A 22,943-nucleotide genomic window follows, 5' to 3' on the forward strand; every position below is an offset into this window, starting at 1 on the left:
GCGTACTGCTGACGACCCGTCGGCGAGGCAGTGACGTGGGCCACTCCCGCACCGCCACGACGCGGAGCGCACACACGAACGCCGGCGTTGGCGGCCCCCCCCCCCGGGGGGGGGGGGGGGGGGGGGGGGCGGGGGGGGGGGGGGGGGGGGGGTGGCTCGCCCCCCCCCCCCCCGGGGCCGGCATTCCGGCGTTCGTGCAGCGTGGCGTTCCGTCAGTGTGGTGCCCCGTCAGGGCGGTCTTCCGTCGGTACGGCCAGGCGTCCTCGTCACCGCCTCGGTCCTGCCACGGCGTACACCACGGTGCCGGTCGCGAACAGGGCCCAGGCGACTGCGGCGGACGTCGCCGTACCGAGCGGATAGACCATCCACTTCAGCACCTCCCCCACGGTGCCGTCCGGAGTCGGGACGAGGAGGGTGACCCCGAGCCAGCCGGTCGGCAGGGTCCAGGCGAACGCCGCGCCGAACAGCGTCGCCCCGAGCGCGGCCAGACCGACCAGGCCCGCGCTGTCCCGGACGACGACCTCGGCGGGGGCGAGGTCCACGCCCACCGTCCGTGCGCTCAGCAGCATCAGACCGGCGACCGCGCCGATCAGCAGCACGTGCGCCGCCCGGCGGGGCATCCACCGGATCGCGGCCGTCCGCTCCAGCACCACGTCCGGCCCGCCGAGCCCGGCCGAGGCCGCCGCCACGTGCGCGCCGAGGACGAGGACCGCCGTCCCCAGGTTCGCCTGGCCGGGCTCGGCGAAGGCCCACGCGGCCGCCGTGACGAGCGCGATCGCGGCGGCCGCACCGGGCATCTGCCGGGAACGGGCGTACAGGCTCAGCCACCTCATCGGGACGCCTCCCCCGCGAGCAGCAGGAGCGGGTCACCCGGTGCGCAGGAGAAGGTGGCGGCGCGCAGCCCGTCGATCCGGGTGCGCTGCTCGGCCGGTGCCGCCGCCGTCAGCTTCTGCCAGGCCTGGTCGGCGTCCGCCCAGTCCTTGAGCGAGTACGGGTCGGTGCCCTTCTCCAGCAGCGGTCGGAGCTGGGGGTCGTGGAGGGCCCAGCTCACGGCGATGCTCTGGACGGCGATGCTGCTGCTCCCGCCGCCCTCGCGGTCGTTGTTCCCGTGGCAGTTCGGTGCCAGCCCCTGGGAGATCAGCGCGCGGGTCAGGGCGTCACCGGTCGCGTCGGCGAACAGCCGCTCGTCGAAGTCGACGAGCACCACGTCGTCGGAGAGCTCGCGGTCGCCACTGAGCTCGCGCAGCCTGTTGTCCTCCCGCACCGAGTGCGGTGCCCGGTCGCCCAGGAGGCCGCGCAGCACGCCCAGTGCCTCGTCACCGCGCGCGGCGAGTTCGTCCAGGCGGTCGCGGTTCGCCCGCGTCACGCAGACCGGGCCGTCGCAGACCAGGCCGGCGGCGGTCCGGTCGACGACGTAGCTGTCGCGCGGCGCGGCCGGGAGGACCAGCAGGGCCAGGGCCGTGCCGACCAGGACGGGGACCACGGCGAGCAGCCGGGCCCGACGGGTCACGGCCGACAGCAGGGCGAAGCCGGTGCCGAGCAGGCCGAGCAGCCAGAGCGTCTGCCCGACGTGCACGGAGCCGGACAGGGTCAGCAGCATCTCCCGCGGGTCCGGGACCGCCGGGGACAGCAGGAGGAGCCGGTTCGGCATGTTGTCCGACGGTGACGGCACCAGGCCCTCCGTCCTCGGCCGCAGGAAGCTCGTCAGCACGAGGAAGGACACCACCAGGGCCGGCGGGGTGAGCACATGGGGCAGCGTCCGCGCGACGCCCATGCCGAACACGACCCCCGCGACCAGGGCCAGCACCGCGACCAGCGAGATCGGCAGCCAGCCGAGCGGTGCGTAGGCGGTCCGGCCGAGGGCCACCTGGACTCCACCGACGAGGACCAGCAGGCCGAAGCCCGCCGCCGTCGCGAGCGCCGTCGCCCCGGCGGGCAGCGCCGCGCGGCGCCAGGCCGGCAGCGGTGTGGTCACCAGCAGTTCGGCCATCCGCGAACGGGATTCGCGCAGCCCGTACACCGCGCCCGTGCCCACCACGAGCGGCAGCCAGAAGGCCAGCAGGTAGCGGGTCCACATGGCCATGGTGGTCCACTGGGCCGTCCACCCGGCGGTGCCCTTCCACCAGATCCCGTCGATCAGGAAGAACACCGCCAGGCTGCCGGCCAGGACGACGATGCCGGGCCAGGGGGCGGCCGAGCGCCTCAGTTCGGTACGCAGGACACGTCCGTTCACCAGATGCCTCCCGGCCGGCCGGAGTCGCGGAGCAGCGCCGAGTAGCCGCGCTCCAGGGGGCTGTCGCCGGGGTGCTCGGGGCTTCCCGCCGCGGCCAGGTCGTCCGGGGTGCCCTGGAAGACGAGCCGCCCGTCGGCGAAGAGCACCACGTCGGAGCAGGCGGCCGCGACGTCCTCGACCAGGTGGGTGGAGACGACCACGCAGGTGTCCCGGCCGAGTTCCTGCAGCAGTTCGCGGAAGCGCAGTCGCTGCGCCGGGTCCAGACCGGCCGTCGGCTCGTCCAGCAGGAGCACCGCCGGGTCGTTGACGATGGCCTGGGCGATGCCGGCCCGTCGCACCATGCCGCCGGACAGGGTCTTCATCCGGTGGTCGGCGCGGTCGGCGAGGCCCACCCGTTCCACGGCCCGTTGGACGGCCGCGGGGATCTCCGCCTTCGGCACCTCCTTCAACCAGGCCATGTACTCGACGAACTCGCGCACGGTGAAGCGCTTGTAGTAGCCGAAGTCCTGCGGCAGGTAGCCGATCCGGCGCCGCAGGGCCCGGTGGTCGCCGAGCCCGCCCACGGCGGTGCCGAGCAGTTCCAGTTCCCCTTCGGTGGGGCGCAGTACGGTGGCCAGTGTCCGGATCAGGGTGGTCTTGCCGGCCCCGTTGGGCCCCAGGAGGCCGTGGGTGCCGGTGCCGAGGGAGAGGTCGAGCCCGTCGACGGCCATCTTCTTCCGTCCGACGCGGACCTTCAGCCCGTCGGCCCGGATCTCCCAGGGGTAGGTCTTCGGCGCGGTGTCGGCCGCGCTCGTCATGGGTGTCATGCGGTCCCTTTCGGGGGTCGAGGATGGATTCACAGCGTCGAGTACGCGTTCCTGCGGGCGATCACGGCGCCGGTCCCGAGTGCGAGGAGCAGTCCCCACACGGGCAACCGGTCCGGCTGCAGGAGGAGTTGCAGGGCGAGGGGGACGTGTCCGACCGCCCACGCGGGGACCACGACGGCGGCGCACCACGCGGCCGTCAGCCCGAAGGCGGCGCGGGTCACCCCGACCACGCTGCCCAGTGCCAGGGCGGTGGAGGTGAAGGCGAGGGAGGGCAGCAGCCACTGGGCGGCCGTCATGTCCCCGGTGAGCAGGCCGCCCAGCAGCAGTCCGGGCAGGACCACCACGAGGACCGCGGTGGTGCGCCTGAGGAGCAGCGGCAGGCCGGCCCTGGCGGTCGAGGCGGTCAGTTCGTGCGCCGGGTCGAGTGCGCGCGACCACGACGCGGCGACGCCGCACAGCGGCAGCACGGGCGCGACCGGCACCAGCAGGGAGGTACCGCCGAAGAACGTCGGCGGCGCGAGCGCGTCCAGCAGCAGCGCCAGCAGGGTGACGACGACGGTCATGGCCAGCCAGGGCGTCATGACCGGCGTCAGCCAGGCCGAGACCCACCCCGGGCGGTAGCGGCGCGCGGGCGCCGGGCCGGACGCGTCCAGCTGCGGTTCCAGACCGGCCCGGACGGTGTCCAGGAGCGCCACGACGTCCGGCGCCGTGGTGGCCACCGAGGCCGCCAGCCGGCCCCGGCACGGCGCGCAGGTCTCCAGGTGGGCCTCCAACGCCCACACGGTGTCCGCGGCCATCGCGGTGTCACCGCGCGCGTAGTCGTCGATCAACCGCCCCGACGCGTGTTCCCCGGTGGTGCGCCCATCGCTTCGCTCACTCATGCCAGCGCCTCCCGCATCGCGATCCGGGCCCTGCGGGCGCGGGTCTTGACCGTGCCTTCGGGCAGTCTGAGCAGGACGGCGGTCTCCCGGACGGAGAGCCCGTCGAGCACCGTGGCCTGGAGGACCTCCCGCAGTTCCGGGGCCAGTCGCCGCAGCGCGTCGCCGACGTCGCCGCCGACGGTCCCGGCGAGGGCCTCGTCCTCCGCCGCGGGCACGACGGCCCGTTCGGCGGCGGCGACGGGGGGCTCGGCGTGGTGGGCGCGGCGGCGGAACGCGTCGACGAGGCGGCGTGCCGCGATCGTCCACAGCCATCCGACGGCCGTCCCGCCGACCGCGCTCCCGGCGAACGCGCCGGCCGCGCGCCACACCGCCAGGTAGGTCTCCTGCATGACCTCGGCGACGATCTGCTCGTCGGCGCAGCGGCGGCGCAACCGCACCGCCAGCCACGGCGACGTGCGCCGGTACAGCTCGTCGAACGCCGCGCGCTCACCCCTGGCCACCAGCCGGACGAGGCGTTCCTCGTCCAGTTCGTCCAGTGCTCTCCTGCGTGATCTCACACCAGCCAGACGCGGGGTGCGGCGTGCAGGTTCTTCCTCCGGCGTGACCTGCGTCACAGTCCGGGGGGCGGCCGACCGGCGCCGGCCGGGCGCGCCGGTGCCGGGGTCCGTCCCGGCCGCCCGGCTACCGGCCGGGCGGGACGCGGGCCAGGCCGGTCACCGGGGCCGCTCGGCCGTCACAAGAACTGCTCGGACCAGATGATCTTTCCGGCGGGGGTGTAGCGGACGCCCCAGCGTTCGGTGAGCCGGGCCACGAGGAACAGGCCGCGGCCGCCCTCGTCCTCCGCGACCGCGTAGCGCAGGTGCGGGGCGGTGCTGCTGCTGTCGGAGACCTCGCAGATCAGCGTGCGGTCGTACAGCAGCCGGACCCTGATCGGTTCGCTGCCGTAGCGGATGGCGTTGGTGACCAGTTCGCTGAGCACCAGCTCGGTGACGAAGGCCGCCTCGTCCAGGCCCCACGCGGCGAGCTGCCGGGTGGCCTCGGCGCGGACCCGGGCCACGGCCTCCGGAGCCGAGGCCACCTCCCACTCGGCGGTCCGGTCGGGCTGCAACACCCGGGTGCGGGCGACCAGGAGGGCGATGTCGTCGGACTGGCGGGTGGGCAGCAGGGCGGCGAGCACGGCCTCGCAGACCTCCTGGGGCGACCGGCCGGGACGGGCCAGGACGCTCGTGAGGACGTCCAGGCCGAACCCGATGTCGCGGGTGCGGTCCTCGACCAGGCCGTCGGTGTAGAGCACCAGGCTGCTCCCCGGCGGCAGTCGCAGCTCGGCGGCCTCGAAGGGCATCCCGCCCAGGCCGAGCGGCGGACCGGCGGGCAGGTCGAGGAGCTCCACCGTGCCGTCCGGGTGGACGACGGCGGGCGGCGGGTGCCCCGCCCGGGCCAGCGAGCAGACGGCGGTGCTGGGGTCGTAGATCGCGTAGAGGCAGGTGGCGCCGGTGATCGCGAGTTCTCCCCCGACCGCGGCCGCCTCCTGGTCCAGGTGGGCGACCAGTTCGTCCAGGTGCCCGAGGAGCTCGTCCGGCGGCAGGTCGAGGGTGGAGAAGTTCTGCACGGCCGTGCGCAGCCGGCCCATGGTGGCGGCGGCGTGCACGCCGTGGCCGACCACGTCGCCGACCACCAGCGCGACCCGGGCACCGGGCAGCGGGATCACGTCGAACCAGTCGCCGCCGACCCCCGCCTGGGCGGGCAGGTAGCGGTAGGCGACGTCGAGGGCGCTCTGCTCGGGCAGCGCCCGCGGCAGCAGGCTGTGCTGCAGGGTCACGGCCATCGTGTGCTCGCGGGTGAAGCGGCGGGCGTTGTCGACGGCCACGGCGGCCCGGGCGGCCAGTTCCTCGGCCAGCGACAGGTCGTCGTCCTCGAAGGGGCCGCGGTCCCGGCCGCGCCAGAAGCAGGCGACGCCCGTCAGCACGCCCCGCGCCGTCAGCGGGACGGCGATCAGCGACGCCAGGCCGAAGTCCAGCACCGCCTGGGTGAGCTCGGCGTCCTGCCGGCGCCACCCGGCGTCGGTCGCCACCTCGGGGACCAGTGCGGACCGGCCGCTGACGAAGCCCTCCGCCTGCGGGGTGCTGCCCGCCCACCGGACCAGCCGGCCCGGGCGGTACAGCGGCGAGTCGTCCCGGATGCCCGCGACCGCCACCCGCCGCAGCTCCACGGTGGCACCGGCGGTCAGGGTCTCCGGTTCCTCGCCGCTGAGGACCTCGTCGGCGAGGTCGACGGTGGCGTAGTCGCAGAACTCCCGGGAGGCCATGGTGGCGAGCTCCTCGGCGGTGCGCCGGACGTCCAGGGTGGTGCCGATGGCCATGCTCGCGTCGTACAGCAGCCTGAGCCGGCCGCGGGCGACCTCGGCCTTCCCCGCCAGGGCGCGCAACTCGGTGGAGTCGCGCAGGGTGGTGACGCTGCCGGGCGGGCCTCCCCCGCTGTCGGTGGGGCGGTTGTTCACCGCCAGCAGGAGGTCGCCCACCGGGATCACCTCGTCGGTGACCTCGCTCTCGGACAGCAGCAGTTCGGTCGTCCGGGGGTCGAGGCCGAGGTCGGTGACGGCCCTCCCCTCCGCGTCGGCGGGCAGGTCCAGGAGCCGGCGGGCCTCGTCGTTGGCGAGCAGCACCCGGCCGTCGCCCCCGACGATGGCCACGCCCTCGCGCACCGCGTGCAGCACCGCGTCGTGGTGCTCGTACATCCTGGTCATCTCCTCCGGCCCCAGGCCGTGGGTCTGGCGCAGCAGCCGCCTGCCCACCAGCGCCGTTCCGGCCGTGGCCAGGCCCAGCGCGGCGGCGCCGGCGGCCAGCACGACGGGCAGCTGGCGGTCGATCGCGCTGCTCACGTTGGCGACCTTCATGCCGGCGGACACGATGCCCACGACCCCGCCGTGGGCGTCCTCCACCGGGACCACCACCTGGTACTCCAGGCCGAGCGGGCCGTGCACCTGCTCGACGGTGACGTGCCCGTTCAGCGACGGCCCGATGGTGCCGACGAACTTCTTGCCGATCTGGTCCGGCTCGGGATGGGTGTAGCGGATGCCGTTGCGGTCCGTCACCACGATGAAGTCGACCTGGGCGTCCTTGCGGGCCGCCTCGGTCGCCGGCTGCAGCACCGCGGTGGGGTCGGGACCCTGCATGGTCGCCACCAGGCCGGGGCTGTGCGCGAACGCCTGCGCCGCGGCGAGCGAACGGTCGCGCGCCGCCGCGAACCGGTCGCTGCGGGACTCGATCAGCAGCGCGACGACCGCCGCCACCACGAGCAGCAGCACGATCAACACCTGCAGGAGGAACATCTGTCCGGCGACGCTGCGGATGCTCAGCACCGACCGCAGTCGCCGCACCGAAGGGTCCCCCGGGACGGGGCCTGGATCCGGCCGCCCACGACGACCGCCCGCTCGGCCCGGCGCCCGGGAGTCGGGGCCCGTGTCTCTCGCCATACACCCATGGTCCCGCCCCGACGGGATCGGGACACGGTGCCCGGCCCGCGTGCCGCCCGGTCGCTCCGTTCAGCGGGGAACGGACCGGATCAGCAGCAGCGCGACGTCGTCGGTGCGGTGCCCTCCGTGACCGGCCCGGTCGACCAGGGCGTCGGCCAGCCGGTCGAGCGGGGCGCCGCCGTGGCGGGCCAGCGTGGCGGTCAGGTCGGCCAGTGCCCGGTCGAGGTCACCGCCGGGCGTCTCGATCAGGCCGTCGGTGTACAGCGCCAGCGTGGCGCCGATCGGCAGGTCGACGTGGACCTGCGGGTAGTCGGCGTCCGGGTCGACGTTCAGCACCAGTCCGACGAGCGGCTCCAGCGCGGCCGCCCGGCCGTCCGGGCCGTACAGCAGGGGCACCGGGTGGCCGGCGTCGGCCAGCCAGGCCTCGCGGCGGACCAGGTCGACCAGCAGGTAGGCGCAGCTGGCCAGCAGGGACGTGTCCAGGTCCGCCACCAGCCGGTTGGTGCGGGACAGCACGGTGCCCGGGTCGGCGTCGGCCGCGGCGAACGCCCGGACGGCGGTGCGGACCTGGCCCATCAGCGCGGCGGCGTTGACGTTGTGGCCCTGGATGTCGCCGATCACGACCGCCACCGAGTCCGGTCCGACCCGGATGAGGTCGTAGAAGTCGCCGCCGATGTCCATGCCCTCGGTGGCCGGCAGGTAGCGGGCGCTGACCTCCAGGCCCGGGACGTCCGGCAGCGCGCGGGGCAGCAGGCTCTCCTGGAGGCCGTGCGCCAGGCCGAGCTTGGTGTCGTACAGCCGGGCGCGGTCCAGGGCCTGGGCGATCAGTCCGCCGAGCGAGGTGAGGACGGCGCGTTCCTCCAGGTCGAAGTGGTGCGGCTCGGCGAAGGCCAGCACGCAGGTGCCGATCAGCCGGCCCGAGGTCACCAGCGGCAGGTAGGCCCAGGCGGCCATCCCGTCCTGCGTCTCCTCACGGCCCGGGTAGAGCCGCTCCAGTTCCGCACGGGACTCGAAGTACGCCGGCACCGGGTTGGTCGACGCCTGGACACCGGGCGTGGACTCGGTCAGCGCGGTGCCGTCGAACTGGTCGACCAGCCCGGGCGGGTAGCCGCGGTGGCCGACGATGCGCAGCCGGCCCCCCTCGGCCATCAGCACCGCCACGGCCCGGCCCCCGAACGCCGGCACGATCTGCTCGGCGACCATGGTCACCACGTCCTGCACGCTGACGGCCTCGGTCAGCGCGCCCGCGAGGTGCAGGAGGTGGTACAGCGCTCCGGGCCGGGTGTGTGCCACTCCCTTCGTCCGGGATCCGGCGGGCGGCTCGCCGCCGGCGGCGTCGGCGGGGGCGATCCGCACGGTCAGTCCGGACGGGTCCGGGAAGAGCTCGAACGACAGCCACCGGTCCGGCGGTCGCAGCGCGACGAAGGAGGTCGGCTGCCCGCTGATCACCGCGGCCCGGTAGTGGTACTCGTACACCGGGTCCCGCAGCCACGGCAGGACCGCCCAGGGCCGGGCGCCCAGCAGCCGCCCGACCGGCACGCCCAGCAGCCCGGCAGCGGTCGGCGTGACCGCCGCCAGCTTGCCGTCCAGGTCGAGGTCGCACACGCCCTCCGGGAGCCGGGCCGCCATCGCGTCGAGCGGGGGGACGGGGCCCAGCTCCGCCACCCCGGGACGCGGGCCCGCCCGCGCCGGCCGGCCCGCCTCGGCCGCGTCCGCCAGCACCGCGGCCAGGCGCGCGGCGAACGCGTCGAGCCGGTCCCGTTCACCGGGCGCCAGCTCGGAGGGGTGCGCGGCCGGCCAGAGCATGAAGACCGACCCGTACACGGTCCGCCCCGAGACGAGCGGAGCGGCCACCAGGCAGAACGCGTACGGCATGGCGACCGCGACCCTCGGGTAGTTGCGCGCCATCTCCTCCGCGCCGCCCACCCAGACGATCCGACGGCTGCGCACCGCTTCGGCCACCGGGACCGGTGCGGTCATGCCGACGCGCTGCCACGGCCTGGTGAACTGCCGGGAGGCCCCCAGCGTCAGGGCCAGTTCGAGCAGCTGCCGGTCCTCCGAGATCAGGTAGAGCCCGCCGATGTGCGCGTCGAGCCAGGCCGGCGCCGACCGCAGGATCCGGGCCGGCTCGTCGAGGCCGCGCCCGACCGGAGCCCCGGCGGCGTCGTGACCGGGCCCCGCCGACCGATGCCACGGCACGCCCATCAGGAGCACCCCATTCGAACCGACCAGTGAACCCGTAGGCCCCCTCCCATAGTGGCCCGGCCCGCACCGTACGTCCCGTCGTGCCCGGCGCGGTCCTGCGCGCCCCTCGCGCTCCGGCGTGCGAGCCCGTCGAGAGGCCGACCACGGGTTGACAGCGCTCTCGACGAAGAAGCTACGTTGGGTTGCGACTTGAACACGTGAGGTGATTTCGCGCGCTCGCCGCCCCGGCCCCCGAGGAGTCCGGGCCCGGCCGCACGCCCCCGCACGACCACCATCCCACCCCGCACGGCACGGTCAGCCGCGCACCCCCAGGAGACACCATGGAGAACCCCCTCGTCGAAGGCTCGGCCGCTGACCGCGCCCGCTGGCGGACCTGCCGGCAACTGGCCCGCGAGCTGCTGCTGGTCGGCCCGGACGACGACGACCTGAAGCTGCGCTACCTCGACGTCCTGATCAAGGACGGCCTCCCGGAGACGACCGAACCCAAGGACGTGCTGATCATCGGCGCGGGCATCGCCGGCCTCGTCGCCGGGAAGCTGCTCAAGGACGCCGGGCACAACGTCACCATCCTGGAGGCCAACGCCAGCCGGGTGGGCGGGCGGATCAAGACCTTCCGCACCACCGGCGACGGGACCGACGGACCGTTCTACGACCCCGAGCAGTACGCGGAGGCCGGGGCGATGCGGCTGCCCGGCTTCCACCCGCTCACCCTGGCCCTGGTCGACCGCCTCGGCCTCGACCGGCAGCTCTTCTTCAACGTCGACGTCGACCCGGACACCGGCAACCAGAACGCGCCCGTCCCGCCGGTGGTCTACGAATCCTTCGAGCCCGGCAAGGTCTGGACGTACGGCACGGACAGCCCCGACTTCCGCGAACCGGCCAAGCGCTTCAACTCCTGGATCCGGACCAACCGGATCCAGGCCCGCCGCAGGGAGTACTCCGCCGACCCGAGCTGCGTCAACGAGGGCTTCCACCTCACCGGCGACGAGGTGCGGATCACCGCCGCCGAGATGGTCAACCAGGCGCTGGAACCGGTCCGCGACTACTACTCGGTGATCGAGGGCGGCCGGCGGGTGAACAAGCCGTTCGCCGAGTGGCTCGACGGCTGGGCCCGGGTGATCCGCGACTTCGACGGCTACTCGATGGGCCGCTTCCTGCGCGAGTACGCGGGCTTCAGCGACGAGGCCATCGAGGCGATCGGCACCATCGAGAACATGACCTCGCGGCTCCACCTGGCGTTCTTCCACACCTTCCTGGGCCGCAGCGACATCAACCCGAACGCCACCTACTGGGAGATCGCGGGCGGCAGCTGGAAGCTCCCCGACGTGCTCGCCCGGGAGCTCCGGCACGAGCTGCGGATGGGCGAGCGGATGATCCGGATGGAGTACTGGGACCCGCGCCGGGACGGCGGCGGGGCGCGGAACGTCGGCCCGACCGGTCCGCAGGTCGCCGTCCAGACCGTCCCCGAGGACGACCCGGAGGCCGAACCCACCACCTGGAAGGGCGACCTCGCCATCGTCACCGTCCCGTTCTCCGCCCTGCGGTTCGTCCAGGTGACTCCCCCGTTCTCGTACAAGAAGCGCCGGGCGATCATCGAGACCCACTACGACCAGGCCACCAAGGTGCTGCTGGAGTTCTCCCGCCGCTGGTGGGAGTTCACCGAGGCGGACTGGAAGGTCGAACTCGACTCCATCACCCCCGGGTTGTACGAGTACTACCAACGGGCGGGCGAGGACGACGCCGAGGCGGCCGCGGCCGCCGCCCACAACGGCCACCGGCCTCCGCGCAACCTGCCGGAGACGCTGCTCGGCGCGCACGCGAGCGTGGACGAGCGCCGGATCAGCCGGGGCCAGCAGGACGTCTACCGGAACACCCCGCTCCTGCGGGCCAGCGTGCGCCCCGCCACCGACTGCTTCGGCGGCGGCTCGACCACCGACAACCCGAACCGCTTCATGTACTACCCCTCGCACCCGGTGCCCGGCGGCGACGGCGGCGGCGTCGTGCTGGCCGGCTACAGCTGGTCGGACGACGCGGTGCGCTGGGACTCCATGGAGGACGACGAACGGTACGTCTACGCGCTGCGCAACCTCCAGTCGGTGCACGGCCGGCGGATCGAGGTGTTCTACACCGGCTACGGCCAGACCCAGAGCTGGCTGCGCGACCCGTACGCCTTCGGCGAGGCGGCGGTGTACACCCCGCACCAGATGACCTCCTTCCACCTCGACGCGGTCAAGCCGGAGGGCCCGGTGCACTTCGCCGGCGAGCACGTCTCGCTCAAGCACGCCTGGATCGAGGGCGCGGTGGAGACCGCCGTCCGCACGGCCATCGCCGTGCACGAGGCACCACCGCCGCCGCCCCTCGCGGAACCGGAGGCCCGGCCCGAGGTCCGGGTCCGCCGGGACAGCCGGCAGGAGAGCGGGGCGGACAGCCGCCAGGAGAGCAGGCCGGAGGCGATGCGCTCATGAGCGGCGGCGACGAATGGACGGTGGCCCGCTACCTGGCCACCCGGCTGGAACAGCTCGGCATCCGGCACCTGTTCGGGGTGCCGGGCGACTTCCTCGGCCCGTTCCTGACGATCATGCAGGACACCACCTCCGTGCGCTGGGTCGGCACCCCCACCGAGATGGGCGCCGGCTACGCCGCGGACGCCTACGCCCGGGTCCGGGCCGCGGACGCCGACCGGGACAAGCCCGAACACGGCGTCGGCGCCGTCGCGGTCACCTACGGGGTGGGCGCGTTCAGCCTGCTCAACACCATCGGCGGCGCGTACGTCGAGGACGTCCCGCTGATCGCGATCAACGCGGCGCCCTCCTACGAGCAGTGGCTCAACCAGCAGGCCGTCGGCCTGCTCACCTCCCACATGAGCCCGCGCCGGGAGAGCAACCTCGACGTCTACCGGCAGGTCACGGTGGACGCGCAGATGCTCTCCAACCCGGGACTCGCCCCCTCCCAGATCGACAGCGCCATCACCGCCTGCCTGACCGAGCGCAAGCCCGTCTACCTGGAGGTGATGGAGGACCTCTGGCACGCGCCGTGCGAGCCCCCGAAGGGCGAACTCCGCTCCCACGAAAGGCCGTTCACCCAGCGGAACAAGGACATGCTGGAGAAGGCCGTCACCGCCGCGGTGGAGCTGATCAGGAAGTTCGGCACCCCGATCGTCTGGGCCGGCGAGGAGCTCGTCCGCCGGCGGCTGGAGGACGAACTGCTGGACTTCGTGCAGACCACCCGGATGCAGTTCTGCACCACGGTCGGCGCGAAGTCCGTGGTCTCCGAACGGCACCCCCTGTTCGCCGGCGTCTACAACGGCAAGGCGAGCCTGCCGGAGATCCGGAAGACCTTCAAGAACGCCGGCTGCCGGATCGGCCTGGGCACCTGGTCCACCTCCAAGAACCTCGGCGGCGAGCAGTCGATCGGCGACGACTGGATCGTGGCCGCCCGCGACGGCGTCAGCGTCGGCGCCTCGTACTTCCCCGAGGTCCGCCTCGGCCGGTTCGTCCCGGCACTGCGCGACGCGCTCGCGGGACAGACCTTCGAGGCCGACCACTTCGCACTGGCGCACGCAGCCGGCCTGGACGTCCCGGCCAGCACCGCCGACTTCCTCGACTCCCTGAGCACCGACCGCTACCCGTCGGAACTCACCTACGACAGCTTCTTCCAGCACGTCAACCACTTCCTGGAGCACCGCGCCACCGGCGGGGACCCGGACGCGCCCTCCCCGTTCACCGTGGTCTCGGACGCGGCCTTCGCCCTGCTCGGCTCGATGAACCTGCGGATCACCGAACGGGCCGGCTTCCTGGCGCAGAACAGCTGGCTGTCCATCGGCTACTCCGTCGGCGCGGCCACCGGCGTGGCACTCGGCCGGCAGCAGCCGCTGAAGCGCCCACTGGTGTTCGTCGGGGACGGCTCCTTCCAGGAGATCTGCCAGGAACTGTCCACCCAGGTGCGCCACCACCTGCGCCCGGTGGTCTTCGTCCTCGACAACGAGGGCTTCTACGGCATCGAACAGATGCTGGTCAGCCCCTGCTACTACAAGGACAGGCCCTCCAACGGCGCCGACTTCTACAACGTGCTCCACCCCTGGCGGTACGAGAAGCTGGCCGAGGTGTTCGGCACGGACAAGGACCGGATGCACGGGTACGAACTGACCACCCACGCCGAACTCGACGCCCTCCTGGAGGAACTCGCCAACGCCGGCAACGACGTCAACCACGCGCCGATCCTGGCCCGGGTGCGGCTCAGCCGGCACGACTACCCGAAGGCCCTGCAGTACAGGATCGACGAGAAGTGCGGGTAGCCCGGTAGCCGGGTAGCCGCCCCGCGCGCCGCACCGGTCCCCGTCCCGACGGGGACCGGTGCGGCGTGTCGCGCGGTACGTCGGGCGATGCGTCGTGCGGGGCCGTCGTGCGGGATCAGGCCGGCGACAGGGCTCTTGCGAGGTCCTCGGCCTCGCGCAACTGCTCGACGCCCAGGCACCGGAGGTCGCGGAGCAGCAGGGCGGCGTCGGTGACGGCCCCGCTCGGCACCGCGGCGTCCGCCGGCAGCGGGAGGCCGACGACCGCGGCGAGGTCCGCCGCGGGCAGGGCCAGGACGATGGCGAGGTCGGCGACCAGCTCCGCGGTCAACTCGGCCTCACCGGAGGCGATCCGGCCGTAGACGGTGGCCATCCGGGAGTGGCCGGTCAGCAGCTGGACGGCCTTCGCCGTCCCGTTCCAGCCGAGGTTGCGGGTGGCGACCATCCGCATCACCAGGTTCCCCGGGGTGTGCCGGTCCGGCACCGAGGCGGGCAGGCCCTCGATCCGGCCCCGATGCCGCGCGGGCGGCAACTCGGCGACCCGGGAGCGCAGTTCGGCCCGTGCCGCGGGCGGGAGCGCCAGGGCGAACCGCACCACACCGGTGATCGTGGTGGTCGCCATCCCGCCGGCCGGGGCCAGGTCCTCCGGAAGTGGGAGGGCTGCGAGCTGGAACAGGTCGGCGGCGTCCAGGCCGAGGGCGGGCCCGAGCCTGCGCAGCAGCGCCGGCTCCGGCGCGGCACCGGCGAGCAGCGCGGCCACCTCGGCCTCGGCCGGCCCCGGTCCGAAGGCCGCCGGCTCCGCGGCCTCCGTGCGCCGGGCCAGGTCGGCGGGCGTCAGCCCCCGGTGGTCCAGCAGGCGGGCCAGCAGGTCGGCGAAACCGGGGAGCACGATCATGACCGCCAGCATAGGCGTCCGGCCGGCCTCTCCCGTCCGGGGAAGCGGGGCGCACGAACCGGCCCTGACGCAGAGACCCGTACACCGTCACGGGTCTCCGTACACCGTCACCGGCCCCGTACACCGTCACCGGCCCCCGTACACCGTCACGGCCACCTGCGCTGCGCGGGCCGACGGCGGGGAAGGAGCGTGGCGGCGCGACGACCTCGCGCCGCCCCGGAGGGCGGGCCGGGGTCGGCCGTCACCCCGACCCGGCCGCCCCTGCGGGGGCTATGAAACCACGAATCCGACGCTCCCCTCAATCGCCTCCGGCCGGCCCACCACCCCGCTGTGACCTGCGCGTTCGCGATCCGGACCGAACGGGGACGAACGGCCGTTCGCTCCGGCGGCGCGAGTCGGCCCCGACGCCCCGCCCACCCCGTGCGGGGGGCCGACCGCGCCCGGGTCAGCCCAGGACGGCGGGGTCCTCGGCGAGTTCGGCGAGCAGCGCGTCCAGCTTGGCGCGGTCGACCGAGGGCATCACGAAGACGTGCACGTAGCTGCGGCGGGTGGACTCGTCGCCCGGGACGAGCAGCACGTCCTGCGAGGACAGCGACCACTTCGCCACCAGCTCGGCGCTCGGCTTGCGGAACCGCACCGTGACGGCGCCCGGGGTGCGGGCCGGCCAGAGCTCGACGCCGAGTTCCTGCTCCATGGCCAGCAGGCGCCGCTCCAGGTAGTCGGCGAGTTCCTGCGCGGTCCGGATCCGGTCGACCTGGTCCTGGTAGGAGTGGCGGGACAGGTGGTCCCAGAGGATCAGCGGGGAGAAGCCATTGCGGGAGCCGGCGAAAGTGGTGTCGGGCGCGCCTATGTAGTCCGGCTGGGACGGCGGCGAGATCTGGTACTTCACCTTGGTCATGTAGATGCCGCAGGGCCACGGGGCGCCGGCCCACTTGTGGCCGCTCATCGCGATCGAGGAGACCATGTCGACCACGCCGGACCCGGCGGTGGGCAGGGCGAGCCCGAAGTCGAACTCCGGCAGGTCCGTCTCCGGCGTCCAGCCGTACGCCGGGTCCTGGGAGGCCATCCGCAGGAACGGCGCGTAGCCCGCGCCGAGGGCGCCGTCCACGTGGATCCAGAAGCCGCGGCGCACGTCGACCAGCGGCTGTCCGGTGTCCGGGCACGTCCCGTACACCACCTCGCGGCGCACCAGTCCGTACCGCTCGAAGATCGGCAGCAGGCGCTCGCAGACCGTCCGGACGTCGTCGTGGGCGCCCTTGAAGGTGCTGCCCAGGTTGAGGTTGACGAAGACCGGGTGCCCCTTGGCGGCGAAGAACTCGACCAGCACGGTGAGCGCGTCGACGTCGATCTCGCCCGGGCCGTCCCAGGAGTACCCGGACGGGCCCGGGCGGGACGGCACCTCGGCCGGCCACTCGCGGCGCCCGGTGGCCGGGTCGACCAGCGGGCACTCGTCCGGGTACAGCTCCAGGCCGACGGCCTGGAAGGTCTCGACGGCCAGCACCCGGACGGCCTTGGCGAAGGAGTAGTGGGTGTCCTCGGAGTAGAACGCGACCGGCCGGTGCGCGTTCGGGTTGTCGCGGTCGGGCGCGGCCTGGACGTAGCGCACCTCGTCCCGGGGCGCGGCCGGCGGGTGGATCAGCGCCTTGCCGCTGAGGTAGTCGCGGGCGTTCCAGAGCGCGTACATGTTGCCCTCGGTCGAGCCCATGGACAGCATGTAGCCCCAGTACGACTCGGGGTCGGCGGGGTCGTGCGGGCGCTGCGCGTTCCACAGCTGCGCGTAGTAGTCGAGGACGGCGCGCTCGATGACCTTGGTGTTCGGCTTGTAGCCGCCGCTCTGGAACGGGTCGCCGAGGTTGTTGATGTTGTTCGGCATGAACCGGGCCAGGTCCAGCGCGGTGCCCTGCATGTCCTGGGTGGCCTGGTAGCCGACCAGGTGCTTGCGCTTGCGCGTCAGGTACTCGTCCACCGTGTCCAGCGCGCGCAGCCGACGGTCGTCGTCCAGTCCGGCCGCGGGGAGCACGAAGTCACCGCCGTCCAGCTCCGGGCCCGGGTCGACGGCGGCCGCGGCGGCGGTCGTGGGCGCAGGCGCGGCGAAGGTGGCGGTCGGGCTCATGGGCGGGGCGCTCCGGGCGTGGCGTGGGGGGCGAGGGGCGTTCGCCGCTCGCGCCCAGGATGGAACTTCCCGGCGATCCTGGGAAGCTCTCCCGAAGAACATTCGGTCGAATCCCGATCGGGTTTGCAGATCGACGGAATCGGCTGGAATCCTGGCGGTCATGCCGAACAATCCGCAGCGCGAGCGGCCCCCGATCGACGACACGGACCGGGCGATCATCCGGGCCCTGGCCGACAACGCCCGCCTCCCGAACAACGCCCTCGCCGAGACGGTGGGCATCGCCCCCTCCACCTGCCTGGCCCGCGTCCGCGCCCTCCAGGACCGCAACGTCATCCGCGGCTACCGCGCCGAGGTCGACCCGGCGGCCATCGGCCTGCCGCTCCAGGCGATGATCTCGGTCCGGCTGCGCGCCCACACCCGTGAGCAGAACGAGAGCTTCCGCAGCACCGCCCCCGACCTGCCCGGCGTCCTGGCCGTCTTCCACATGGCCGGCTCCGACGACTACCTCCTGCACGTCGGCGTCGCCGGCCCCGAGTCCCTGCGCGACTTCGTCGTCGACCACCTCACCACCCACCCGGCGGTGGCCCAGACCCGCACCAACCTGATCTTCGAACAGATACCGGGCCGCCGGTACCTGGGGCCCGCCTGACCGCACCCGCCGGGGCAGCCCCACCGTGCGCGCCGGCCTCCCGGGGCGGTCCGTCAGGCGCCGGAGGCCAGCCCGCGGCCCTGATCCAGGAACTCCACGATGCCCGACACGCCACCGAGTTCACGGATCGTCCGGGCGGCACCGAACGGCGCGTTCCAGAACTCGCCCTGCCGCGGGGTGTGCGGGCCGACGTACGCGTACGGCTCCGGCCGGTGCACGTCACCGAGCGAGACACCGTAGTTGACGTCGTCGAGGGTCACCGCGATGTCGAAGTGCTCGGGCCAGATGACCGGTTCGGCGTCCGCGGACAGCCCGCGCAGCGCGGCGTCACCGAGGGCGAAGCAGTGCAGCAGCCGACGGGCGGCGGCCGGGTCCACCTCGATCGCGTCCTCGACGCCGCCCGAGCCGTCCGGGTAGAGCCCGGCGGGAGCACCGACCGTGATCCCGAGGGCCGCGCCGATCACGGCGCAGGACGTGCGTTCGAGGGACAGCACCTGCCCCGGCGCGACCAGCTCCGCGCCGATCACCCGCAGCCGCGGCTCGACCGTGGTGGCGAAACCGCCCGCACAGGCGCGCAGCCGGATCGTGCCGCCGACCCGGTACTGCGGGCCGGCCAGGACCAGCTCGGCCACCGCGTGCAGCGCGCGGCGGGTGCGTACGACCGTCTCGGTGTCCATGGGGACCATGCTCCCCCGGGACGGCGTCCGTGTCCGGGCGACGCACCCGGCCCGCGCCGGTCGGCAGCCCGGCGGCCGGACGGGACGGGGTCAGGCCGGCGAGACGGCCACGCCGAGGGAGTCCGCCCCCATCGGCTTCGGGGCGCCCTTCTCGTAGAACACGTCGAGGTCGGTCAGGACGAAGCCCGCCTCGGTCAGCAGCTCGGTGACCGGACGGGTCAGGTGACATCCCGCGAACAGCCGCTGCTCCAGCGGGTCGAGGCGCCGCTGCCAGCGGCGCACGGCCTCGTCCTCCGCCGGCGCCAGGCCGTGCTCGACGAAGTGCAGCGTCCCGCCGGGCCGGAGGACGCGCCGCACCTCGTGGAGCGCCGCCTCGACGTCCGGGACGGTGCACAGCGTCCAGGTCGACAGCGCCGCGTCGAAGCTGTGGTCCGGGAACGGCAGCACCTGACCGTCCAGGCCGCCGCGCTCCACCGGGACGGGGGCCGCCGCCACCCGCTCGGCCGCGAGCTTCCACCCCACGTCGGAGGGGTCCACCGCGGTCACCCGGGTCACGGCCGCCGGGTAGAACGGGACGTTCAGCCCCGAACCGAACCCGATCTCCAGGACATCGCCTTCAAGGCCCTCGCAGACCCTCCGCCGGAGGTGCGCGGCCTCCTTCGTCCCGCAGACGACGTTGACGATCCGCGGCACGACCTGATCGGCATAGAACCCCATCACGACCTCCAGCCCTCGTGACCAGTCTGGCACCGAGCCGGGCCCCCGCCCAGTGCCGGCCGACACTCCGACCGACCCGACCGCCCGACCGCCCCGGCCCGACGACCGGCGGTGACCGGCAGTGACCGGCGGTGACCGGTGTCCGCCGGTCACCACCGGGCGACCTTCGACGACCGCGCGGCCGACCGCGACGCGACGGCCCGGCGGCGCGGTGGGAGTCCGCGCGGCCGGGCCGCCACCGGGGTGCGGTCGGGTCAGTGCTGCCAGACCCGCACGTAGTCGACCTGCATGTCGGCCGGGGCGACGGCCGGGTACTTGGAATCGACCGCGTTGTCGAGGATCAGGTACATCGGCGCCGAGGTGACACCGGTCGTGATCTGCCCGACCTTCACACCGTCGTAGTAGTAGGTGACCGAGCCCGGGGCCCATTCCGCGCCGTAGGTGTGCCATCCGCTGAAGTCGCCGTGGGCGCAGCCGCCGGGGCCGCCGGCGTCGGAGTGGAAGTGGTAGCAGGCGTCGCCGCCCAGCCCCTCCATCACGTCCAACTCACCGTCGGTCGGCCAGTTCTGGCCGTCCGCCCAGAAGGCGGGCCAGTTGGCGACCTGCGAGCCGGACGGCGGCAGGTAGATCCGGGACTCGAACGCGCCGTAGGTGAACTGGGCCTTGCCGTTGGTGTTGATCAGACCCGACGTGTACGGGTAGGTCTTGCCGTTCACCGTGGCCGGCTTCTGCACCGCCGCCAGGTGCAGACTGCCACCGCTCACCGACACCTGGGACGGCGAGTACGCGGCGGCCTCCTGCGAGTTCACCGGCTGGGTCGTGCAGGTGCTGCAGCCGAACCAGTTGGGGTTCCACTTGGCGGCGTCGAGCGAGCTGCCGTTGAACTCGTCCGCGAAGACCGAGTGCCAGGCGCCCGGGATCCCCAGCGGCCCGCCGGCCGCACCGGCCGTCGGCGTGGCCGTGGCCGTGGCGGTCGACGACGGGGAGGCCGTCGCGGTGGCCGTCGGCGAGGGCGTGCCGGTCGCGGTGGCCGTCGGCGAGGGCGTCGCCGTGGCGGTGACCGTCGGCGAGGGCGTCGCCGTGGCGGTGGCGGTGGCGGTCGGCGAGGGCGTGCCGGAACCGGTCGCGGTGGCCGTCGACGACGGAGAAGCCGTCGCCTTCCCGGTGCCGGTGGCGGTGGCCGTGGCCGTGGCGGTGGGCGACGGGCTCGATGCCGGAGCCGAGGCGGACGGCGAAGCGGAGGCGGACGGCGACGCGGAGGTGGCACCCGAGGTGAAGCTGTTCACCGGGTTCAGGTTGTGCCAGCGGTTGCCACTCTCGTACGCCACGAAGTAGGTGTACGTGCCCGCCGGGAAGGTCCGGCTCGCCGGTGTGAAGGTGAGCTGCGACGAGGTCAGCGTCGCGGGAACCGCACCGCGGAAGTCGTAGTGCGCGCCGCTGGCCGACCGCACCGCGACGGTCAGCGCCTGGACCGCGGTCTGGCGGGTGGCGTGCAGCTTCGCGGTCGCCGTCACCGGGCTGTCGGCGCCGGGACCGGCGGGCGTGATCGAGAGCGAGTCGACCACCACGGGATCCGTCGGCGCGCTCGGCATGGCCCAGGCGGCCGCACCGGTTCCGGTGGCGGCCAGCGCGATCCCGAGCGCGAGGAAGCGGCGCCCGCCGGTCGTGCTGCGGCGGTGCTTGGAGTGTTTCGGCATACGAGGGAGGACCCTTTCGTCCCCCCTCTGCTGTGGACTCGCAGCAGCCTGAAGGAGGGATGGTCCGTATGCAAGCCTCGATGCCGCGGCCGAACCGGCGGCATCGATCGCCGACCCGGTCAAGTCCCCTGGTCGGACGGCCTTTCGGGACATCGCCGTCGGCCGGTTGTGAGTTGGCGCACAGCCGACCGGCCCGCATCCGCCGTCCACCGCGTGCCGGAGGCCGGCCGACCCGGCACCACGCCCGGGTGCGCACGGCCGACGGTGCCGACGCCCGACGCCGCCGGGCCGGCTACAGAAGTCCGTGCAGCCGGTGCTCGGACCGTCCGTCCGTGCGCCGGATGGCGACGACGGCCGCGTCGTCGCCGAGCCGCCCGCCGGCATGGGCCAGCAGATCGCGGCGGATGTGGTTGACCAGCGCCTCGGGCGTGCTGCCGACCCAGCGGGCGACCCGGTCCGCGAACGGGTAGAACGCACCGGAACGGTCACGGGCTTCGACCACGCCGTCGGTGTAGAGCAGCAGGGTGTCCCCGATCTCGAAGGGGAACGTGTCGTCCGGGTAGTCGGCGGCGGCCAGGACGCCGAGGCCCAGCGGCGGCGCGGCGCCCGCGCCGTCGAGGCTGACCACGCGGTCGTGGCGCAGCAGCAGCGGCGGCGGGTGTCCGCAGTTGGTCATGCGGGCCACCGGGGCGTCGTCCGGGATGTCGAGGAACAGGGCGGTGACGAAGTGCTCGGCGGCCTCCCGGTCGGTCTCGGCGAAGTCGACCAGGTACCGGCCGACGTTGTCGTCCAGCGTCCAGGCGAGGTGGGGCAGTGTCTCGTGCTGGGCGGCGATGAGCCGGAAGGCGCTGAGCAACAGGGCCGACTCCCCGACGGCGGCCAGTCCCTTCCCCCGGACGTCCCCGACGATCATGCGCGCGCCGTCGGCCGTGCGGGTCGCCGTGTAGAGGTCACCGCCGATCTGTGCCTCGCGCTCGGCAGCCAGGTACACGGTCGCGATCTGCAGCGGGCCGATCCGCTCGGGAATCGGACGCAGCAGGGCGCGCTGGGCGGCTTCGGCCACCGACTGGGCCCGGGCGAGCTGCCGGTCGCGGCGTTCCCGCACCACCGCGAAGACCACGACCATCATGCACAGCACGGTGAGGGCGATGAGCTGTGCCGGGTGGTTGCCGGCGGTCAGACCACCGCGCAGGACGGCGATGAGGAGGCCGACGGCGACGGTGAGCGCCGCGACGACGGCGGTGACCCGCGGCCCGGCGAAGGACGGGGTCAGCGCGGGAGCGATCACCAGCAGCGGGCCGAGGCGGATCGACTCGGGCGATCGGACGATCACCACGAGGAGCACCGCGAGGAGGCCGATGGGCACCAGCACCAGGGCCGGGATCCTCCCCCAGGGCCTCTCGCCGGCCGAGCGCCGTTCGCCGTCCATGCCCTCCAGGATGCGCCAGGCACGGGGACCGGCACGTCCGGCACGGTGCGAGCCCCCCGCCGGACCCCCCGTACGGCGTACGCCACACAGCGGCGGCCCGAACGATCCGGCGTACCGGGCCGGGCCGGTCGCCGAGGCCGTCGACGGCTCCGGCCCGGTCGGCGACGACGACGAACGGACGTTCACCACCGACGGCCTGCGCACCGAACTCCCGGAGCCGGGCGGCCATCTGCTCGGCCTCCTCGACGCGGTCACCGGCCCGGACGAGGAGACCGATCTGCCGGCCGACGTCGAGCGGGCCTGCGAGCGCCCGGCCAGGCCGGCCCGCGGCCGCAGGCCGTGTCCTGCTTGACTCGTGCGGTCGGCGCCAGCACAGTGCGGATCCATGACCACCGACGCGATCTTCCTGGGCTTGGGGCTGACAGCGGTTCTCGCGGTCGGCTCCCAGGTGCTGGCGAGGTGGCTGCGCGTCCCCGCCCTGATCGTCCTGCTCCCGGTCGGGTTCACGGCGGGCGCGCTCACCGACGACCTCGACCCCGAGCGGCTGCTGGGCCCGGCCTTCTCCCCCCTGGTGTCGCTCTCCGTGGCGTTGATCCTCTACGACGCTGGCCTCGGCCTGGACCTGGAACACCTCCGGGGACACAACCGGCGCGTCGTGGTCAGGCTGCTCCTGATCGGCGCGGTGGTCACCGGGACGGCCGCCGCCCTCCTCGCGGCACAGTTCCTCGGGATGTCCTCCCGTGCCGCGCTGATGCTCGGCGCGATCCTCGTGGTCAGCGGGCCCACAGGGGTGGGGGCCCGGGGCAACAGCGGACGCCCCCGGGTGCGGCGGCCGCGGGGACGCCCCCGGGGTCCACCCGCATCACTAGCCCCCCCGC

General features: G+C 73.9%; 18 protein-coding genes. 5 read left to right on the forward strand and 13 right to left on the reverse strand.

The window, feature by feature from the left end:
• Positions 1 to 266 precede the first annotated feature (266 nt).
• From ACFV0O_RS17920 to ACFV0O_RS17950, 7 genes are all read right to left on the reverse strand, one after another.
• Complete coding sequence (locus ACFV0O_RS17920; protein WP_380342457.1) at positions 267 to 833, reverse strand: hypothetical protein; 567 nt, start codon at positions 831 to 833, stop codon at positions 267 to 269.
• Positions 830 to 2,233 carry a hypothetical protein gene (locus ACFV0O_RS17925; protein ID WP_380342459.1) on the reverse strand — a complete coding sequence of 468 codons (1,404 nt, stop codon included), beginning with the start codon at positions 2,231 to 2,233 and terminating at the stop codon, positions 830 to 832. The genes ACFV0O_RS17920 and ACFV0O_RS17925 overlap by 4 nt, the downstream gene beginning before the upstream one ends.
• Positions 2,230 to 3,039 carry an ABC transporter ATP-binding protein gene (locus tag ACFV0O_RS17930; RefSeq protein ID WP_380342462.1) on the reverse strand — a complete coding sequence of 270 codons (810 nt, stop codon included), beginning with the start codon at positions 3,037 to 3,039 and terminating at the stop codon, positions 2,230 to 2,232. Before ACFV0O_RS17930 ends, ACFV0O_RS17925 begins: the two co-directional genes overlap by 4 nt.
• Positions 3,040 to 3,068: 29 nt before the next feature.
• Positions 3,069 to 3,920, reverse strand: a complete 852-nt coding sequence (locus ACFV0O_RS17935; RefSeq protein ID WP_380342465.1) for a zf-HC2 domain-containing protein — start codon at positions 3,918 to 3,920, stop codon at positions 3,069 to 3,071.
• Entirely contained in the window at positions 3,917 to 4,477 is a 561-nt protein-coding gene (locus ACFV0O_RS17940; protein ID WP_360262693.1) for an RNA polymerase sigma factor, read from the reverse strand. Before ACFV0O_RS17940 ends, ACFV0O_RS17935 begins: the two co-directional genes overlap by 4 nt.
• Positions 4,478 to 4,653: 176 nt before the next feature.
• Complete coding sequence (locus tag ACFV0O_RS17945; protein WP_380342678.1) at positions 4,654 to 7,248, reverse strand: SpoIIE family protein phosphatase; 2,595 nt, start codon at positions 7,246 to 7,248, stop codon at positions 4,654 to 4,656.
• A gap of 213 nt (positions 7,249 to 7,461) precedes the next feature.
• On the reverse strand, positions 7,462 to 9,597 hold the full coding sequence (locus tag ACFV0O_RS17950) for a SpoIIE family protein phosphatase (RefSeq protein ID WP_380342468.1): 2,136 nt from the start codon (positions 9,595 to 9,597) through the stop codon (positions 7,462 to 7,464).
• A 320-nt stretch (positions 9,598 to 9,917) separates the two neighbouring features.
• Between ACFV0O_RS17950 and ACFV0O_RS17955 the strand changes: the two genes are divergently transcribed.
• Together ACFV0O_RS17955 and ACFV0O_RS17960 are read left to right on the forward strand one after the other, a co-directional pair.
• Positions 9,918 to 12,062 carry a flavin monoamine oxidase family protein gene (locus ACFV0O_RS17955; RefSeq protein ID WP_380342471.1) on the forward strand — a complete coding sequence of 715 codons (2,145 nt, stop codon included), beginning with the start codon at positions 9,918 to 9,920 and terminating at the stop codon, positions 12,060 to 12,062.
• Positions 12,059 to 13,891, forward strand: a complete 1,833-nt coding sequence (locus ACFV0O_RS17960; protein WP_380342474.1) for an alpha-keto acid decarboxylase family protein — start codon at positions 12,059 to 12,061, stop codon at positions 13,889 to 13,891. Before ACFV0O_RS17955 ends, ACFV0O_RS17960 begins: the two co-directional genes overlap by 4 nt.
• A gap of 115 nt (positions 13,892 to 14,006) precedes the next feature.
• Here the strand turns inward: ACFV0O_RS17960 and ACFV0O_RS17965 are convergent, their stop codons facing one another.
• Both ACFV0O_RS17965 and ACFV0O_RS17970 read right to left on the reverse strand, forming a co-directional pair.
• Entirely contained in the window at positions 14,007 to 14,783 is a 777-nt protein-coding gene (locus tag ACFV0O_RS17965) for a hypothetical protein (protein ID WP_380342477.1), read from the reverse strand.
• 445 nt (positions 14,784 to 15,228) lie between these two features.
• Entirely contained in the window at positions 15,229 to 16,896 is a 1,668-nt protein-coding gene (locus ACFV0O_RS17970) for a histidine decarboxylase (RefSeq protein WP_380342480.1), read from the reverse strand.
• Positions 16,897 to 17,056: 160 nt separating this feature from the next.
• On the opposite strand from ACFV0O_RS17970, the gene ACFV0O_RS17975 reads away from it, so the two are divergent.
• Positions 17,057 to 17,545 carry an Lrp/AsnC family transcriptional regulator gene (locus tag ACFV0O_RS17975; RefSeq protein ID WP_360262687.1) on the forward strand — a complete coding sequence of 163 codons (489 nt, stop codon included), beginning with the start codon at positions 17,057 to 17,059 and terminating at the stop codon, positions 17,543 to 17,545.
• 53 nt (positions 17,546 to 17,598) lie between these two features.
• On the opposite strand, the gene ACFV0O_RS17980 is transcribed toward ACFV0O_RS17975, so the two are convergent.
• From ACFV0O_RS17980 to ACFV0O_RS17995, 4 genes are all read right to left on the reverse strand, one after another.
• Positions 17,599 to 18,222, reverse strand: a complete 624-nt coding sequence (locus ACFV0O_RS17980; protein WP_380342483.1) for a hypothetical protein — start codon at positions 18,220 to 18,222, stop codon at positions 17,599 to 17,601.
• Positions 18,223 to 18,312: 90 nt separating this feature from the next.
• Positions 18,313 to 18,939, reverse strand: a complete 627-nt coding sequence (locus tag ACFV0O_RS17985; protein ID WP_380342486.1) for a class I SAM-dependent methyltransferase — start codon at positions 18,937 to 18,939, stop codon at positions 18,313 to 18,315.
• A 254-nt stretch (positions 18,940 to 19,193) separates the two neighbouring features.
• Positions 19,194 to 20,636, reverse strand: a complete 1,443-nt coding sequence (locus tag ACFV0O_RS17990; RefSeq protein ID WP_380342489.1) for a family 16 glycosylhydrolase — start codon at positions 20,634 to 20,636, stop codon at positions 19,194 to 19,196.
• A 292-nt stretch (positions 20,637 to 20,928) separates the two neighbouring features.
• On the reverse strand, positions 20,929 to 22,008 hold the full coding sequence (locus ACFV0O_RS17995) for a PP2C family protein-serine/threonine phosphatase (protein WP_380342492.1): 1,080 nt from the start codon (positions 22,006 to 22,008) through the stop codon (positions 20,929 to 20,931).
• Between ACFV0O_RS17995 and ACFV0O_RS18000 the strand changes: the two genes are divergently transcribed.
• Positions 21,995 to 22,417 carry a hypothetical protein gene (locus tag ACFV0O_RS18000; RefSeq protein ID WP_380342495.1) on the forward strand — a complete coding sequence of 141 codons (423 nt, stop codon included), beginning with the start codon at positions 21,995 to 21,997 and terminating at the stop codon, positions 22,415 to 22,417. The two genes, ACFV0O_RS17995 and ACFV0O_RS18000, sit on opposite strands and share 14 nt — an antisense overlap.
• 33 nt (positions 22,418 to 22,450) lie before the next feature.
• Positions 22,451 to 22,943, forward strand: a 493-nt coding sequence (locus ACFV0O_RS18005; RefSeq protein WP_380342498.1) for a cation:proton antiporter, incomplete at its 3' end; no start/stop codon positions are given.

It is taken from the genome of Kitasatospora sp. NPDC059577, from assembly GCF_042735475.1.
Taxonomy (GTDB): domain Bacteria; phylum Actinomycetota; class Actinomycetes; order Streptomycetales; family Streptomycetaceae; genus Kitasatospora.

Coding starts and splice junctions, on each gene's coding strand:
- ACFV0O_RS17920 (WP_380342457.1), bottom strand. CDS start 833: ATGAGGTGGCTGAGCCTGTACGCCCGTTCCCGGCAGATGCCCGGTGCG.
- ACFV0O_RS17930 (WP_380342462.1), bottom strand. CDS start 3,039: ATGACACCCATGACGAGCGCGGCCGACACCGCGCCGAAGACCTACCCC.
- ACFV0O_RS17935 (WP_380342465.1), bottom strand. CDS start 3,920: ATGAGTGAGCGAAGCGATGGGCGCACCACCGGGGAACACGCGTCGGGG.
- ACFV0O_RS17945 (WP_380342678.1), bottom strand. CDS start 7,248: ATGTTCCTCCTGCAGGTGTTGATCGTGCTGCTGCTCGTGGTGGCGGCG.
- ACFV0O_RS17950 (WP_380342468.1), bottom strand. CDS start 9,597: ATGGGCGTGCCGTGGCATCGGTCGGCGGGGCCCGGTCACGACGCCGCC.
- ACFV0O_RS17955 (WP_380342471.1), top strand. CDS start 9,918: ATGGAGAACCCCCTCGTCGAAGGCTCGGCCGCTGACCGCGCCCGCTGG.
- ACFV0O_RS17960 (WP_380342474.1), top strand. CDS start 12,059: ATGAGCGGCGGCGACGAATGGACGGTGGCCCGCTACCTGGCCACCCGG.
- ACFV0O_RS17965 (WP_380342477.1), bottom strand. CDS start 14,783: ATGATCGTGCTCCCCGGTTTCGCCGACCTGCTGGCCCGCCTGCTGGAC.
- ACFV0O_RS17970 (WP_380342480.1), bottom strand. CDS start 16,896: ATGAGCCCGACCGCCACCTTCGCCGCGCCTGCGCCCACGACCGCCGCC.
- ACFV0O_RS17975 (WP_360262687.1), top strand. CDS start 17,057: ATGCCGAACAATCCGCAGCGCGAGCGGCCCCCGATCGACGACACGGAC.
- ACFV0O_RS17980 (WP_380342483.1), bottom strand. CDS start 18,222: ATGGACACCGAGACGGTCGTACGCACCCGCCGCGCGCTGCACGCGGTG.
- ACFV0O_RS17985 (WP_380342486.1), bottom strand. CDS start 18,939: ATGGGGTTCTATGCCGATCAGGTCGTGCCGCGGATCGTCAACGTCGTC.
- ACFV0O_RS17990 (WP_380342489.1), bottom strand. CDS start 20,636: ATGCCGAAACACTCCAAGCACCGCCGCAGCACGACCGGCGGGCGCCGC.
- ACFV0O_RS18000 (WP_380342495.1), top strand. CDS start 21,995: ATGGGCACCAGCACCAGGGCCGGGATCCTCCCCCAGGGCCTCTCGCCG.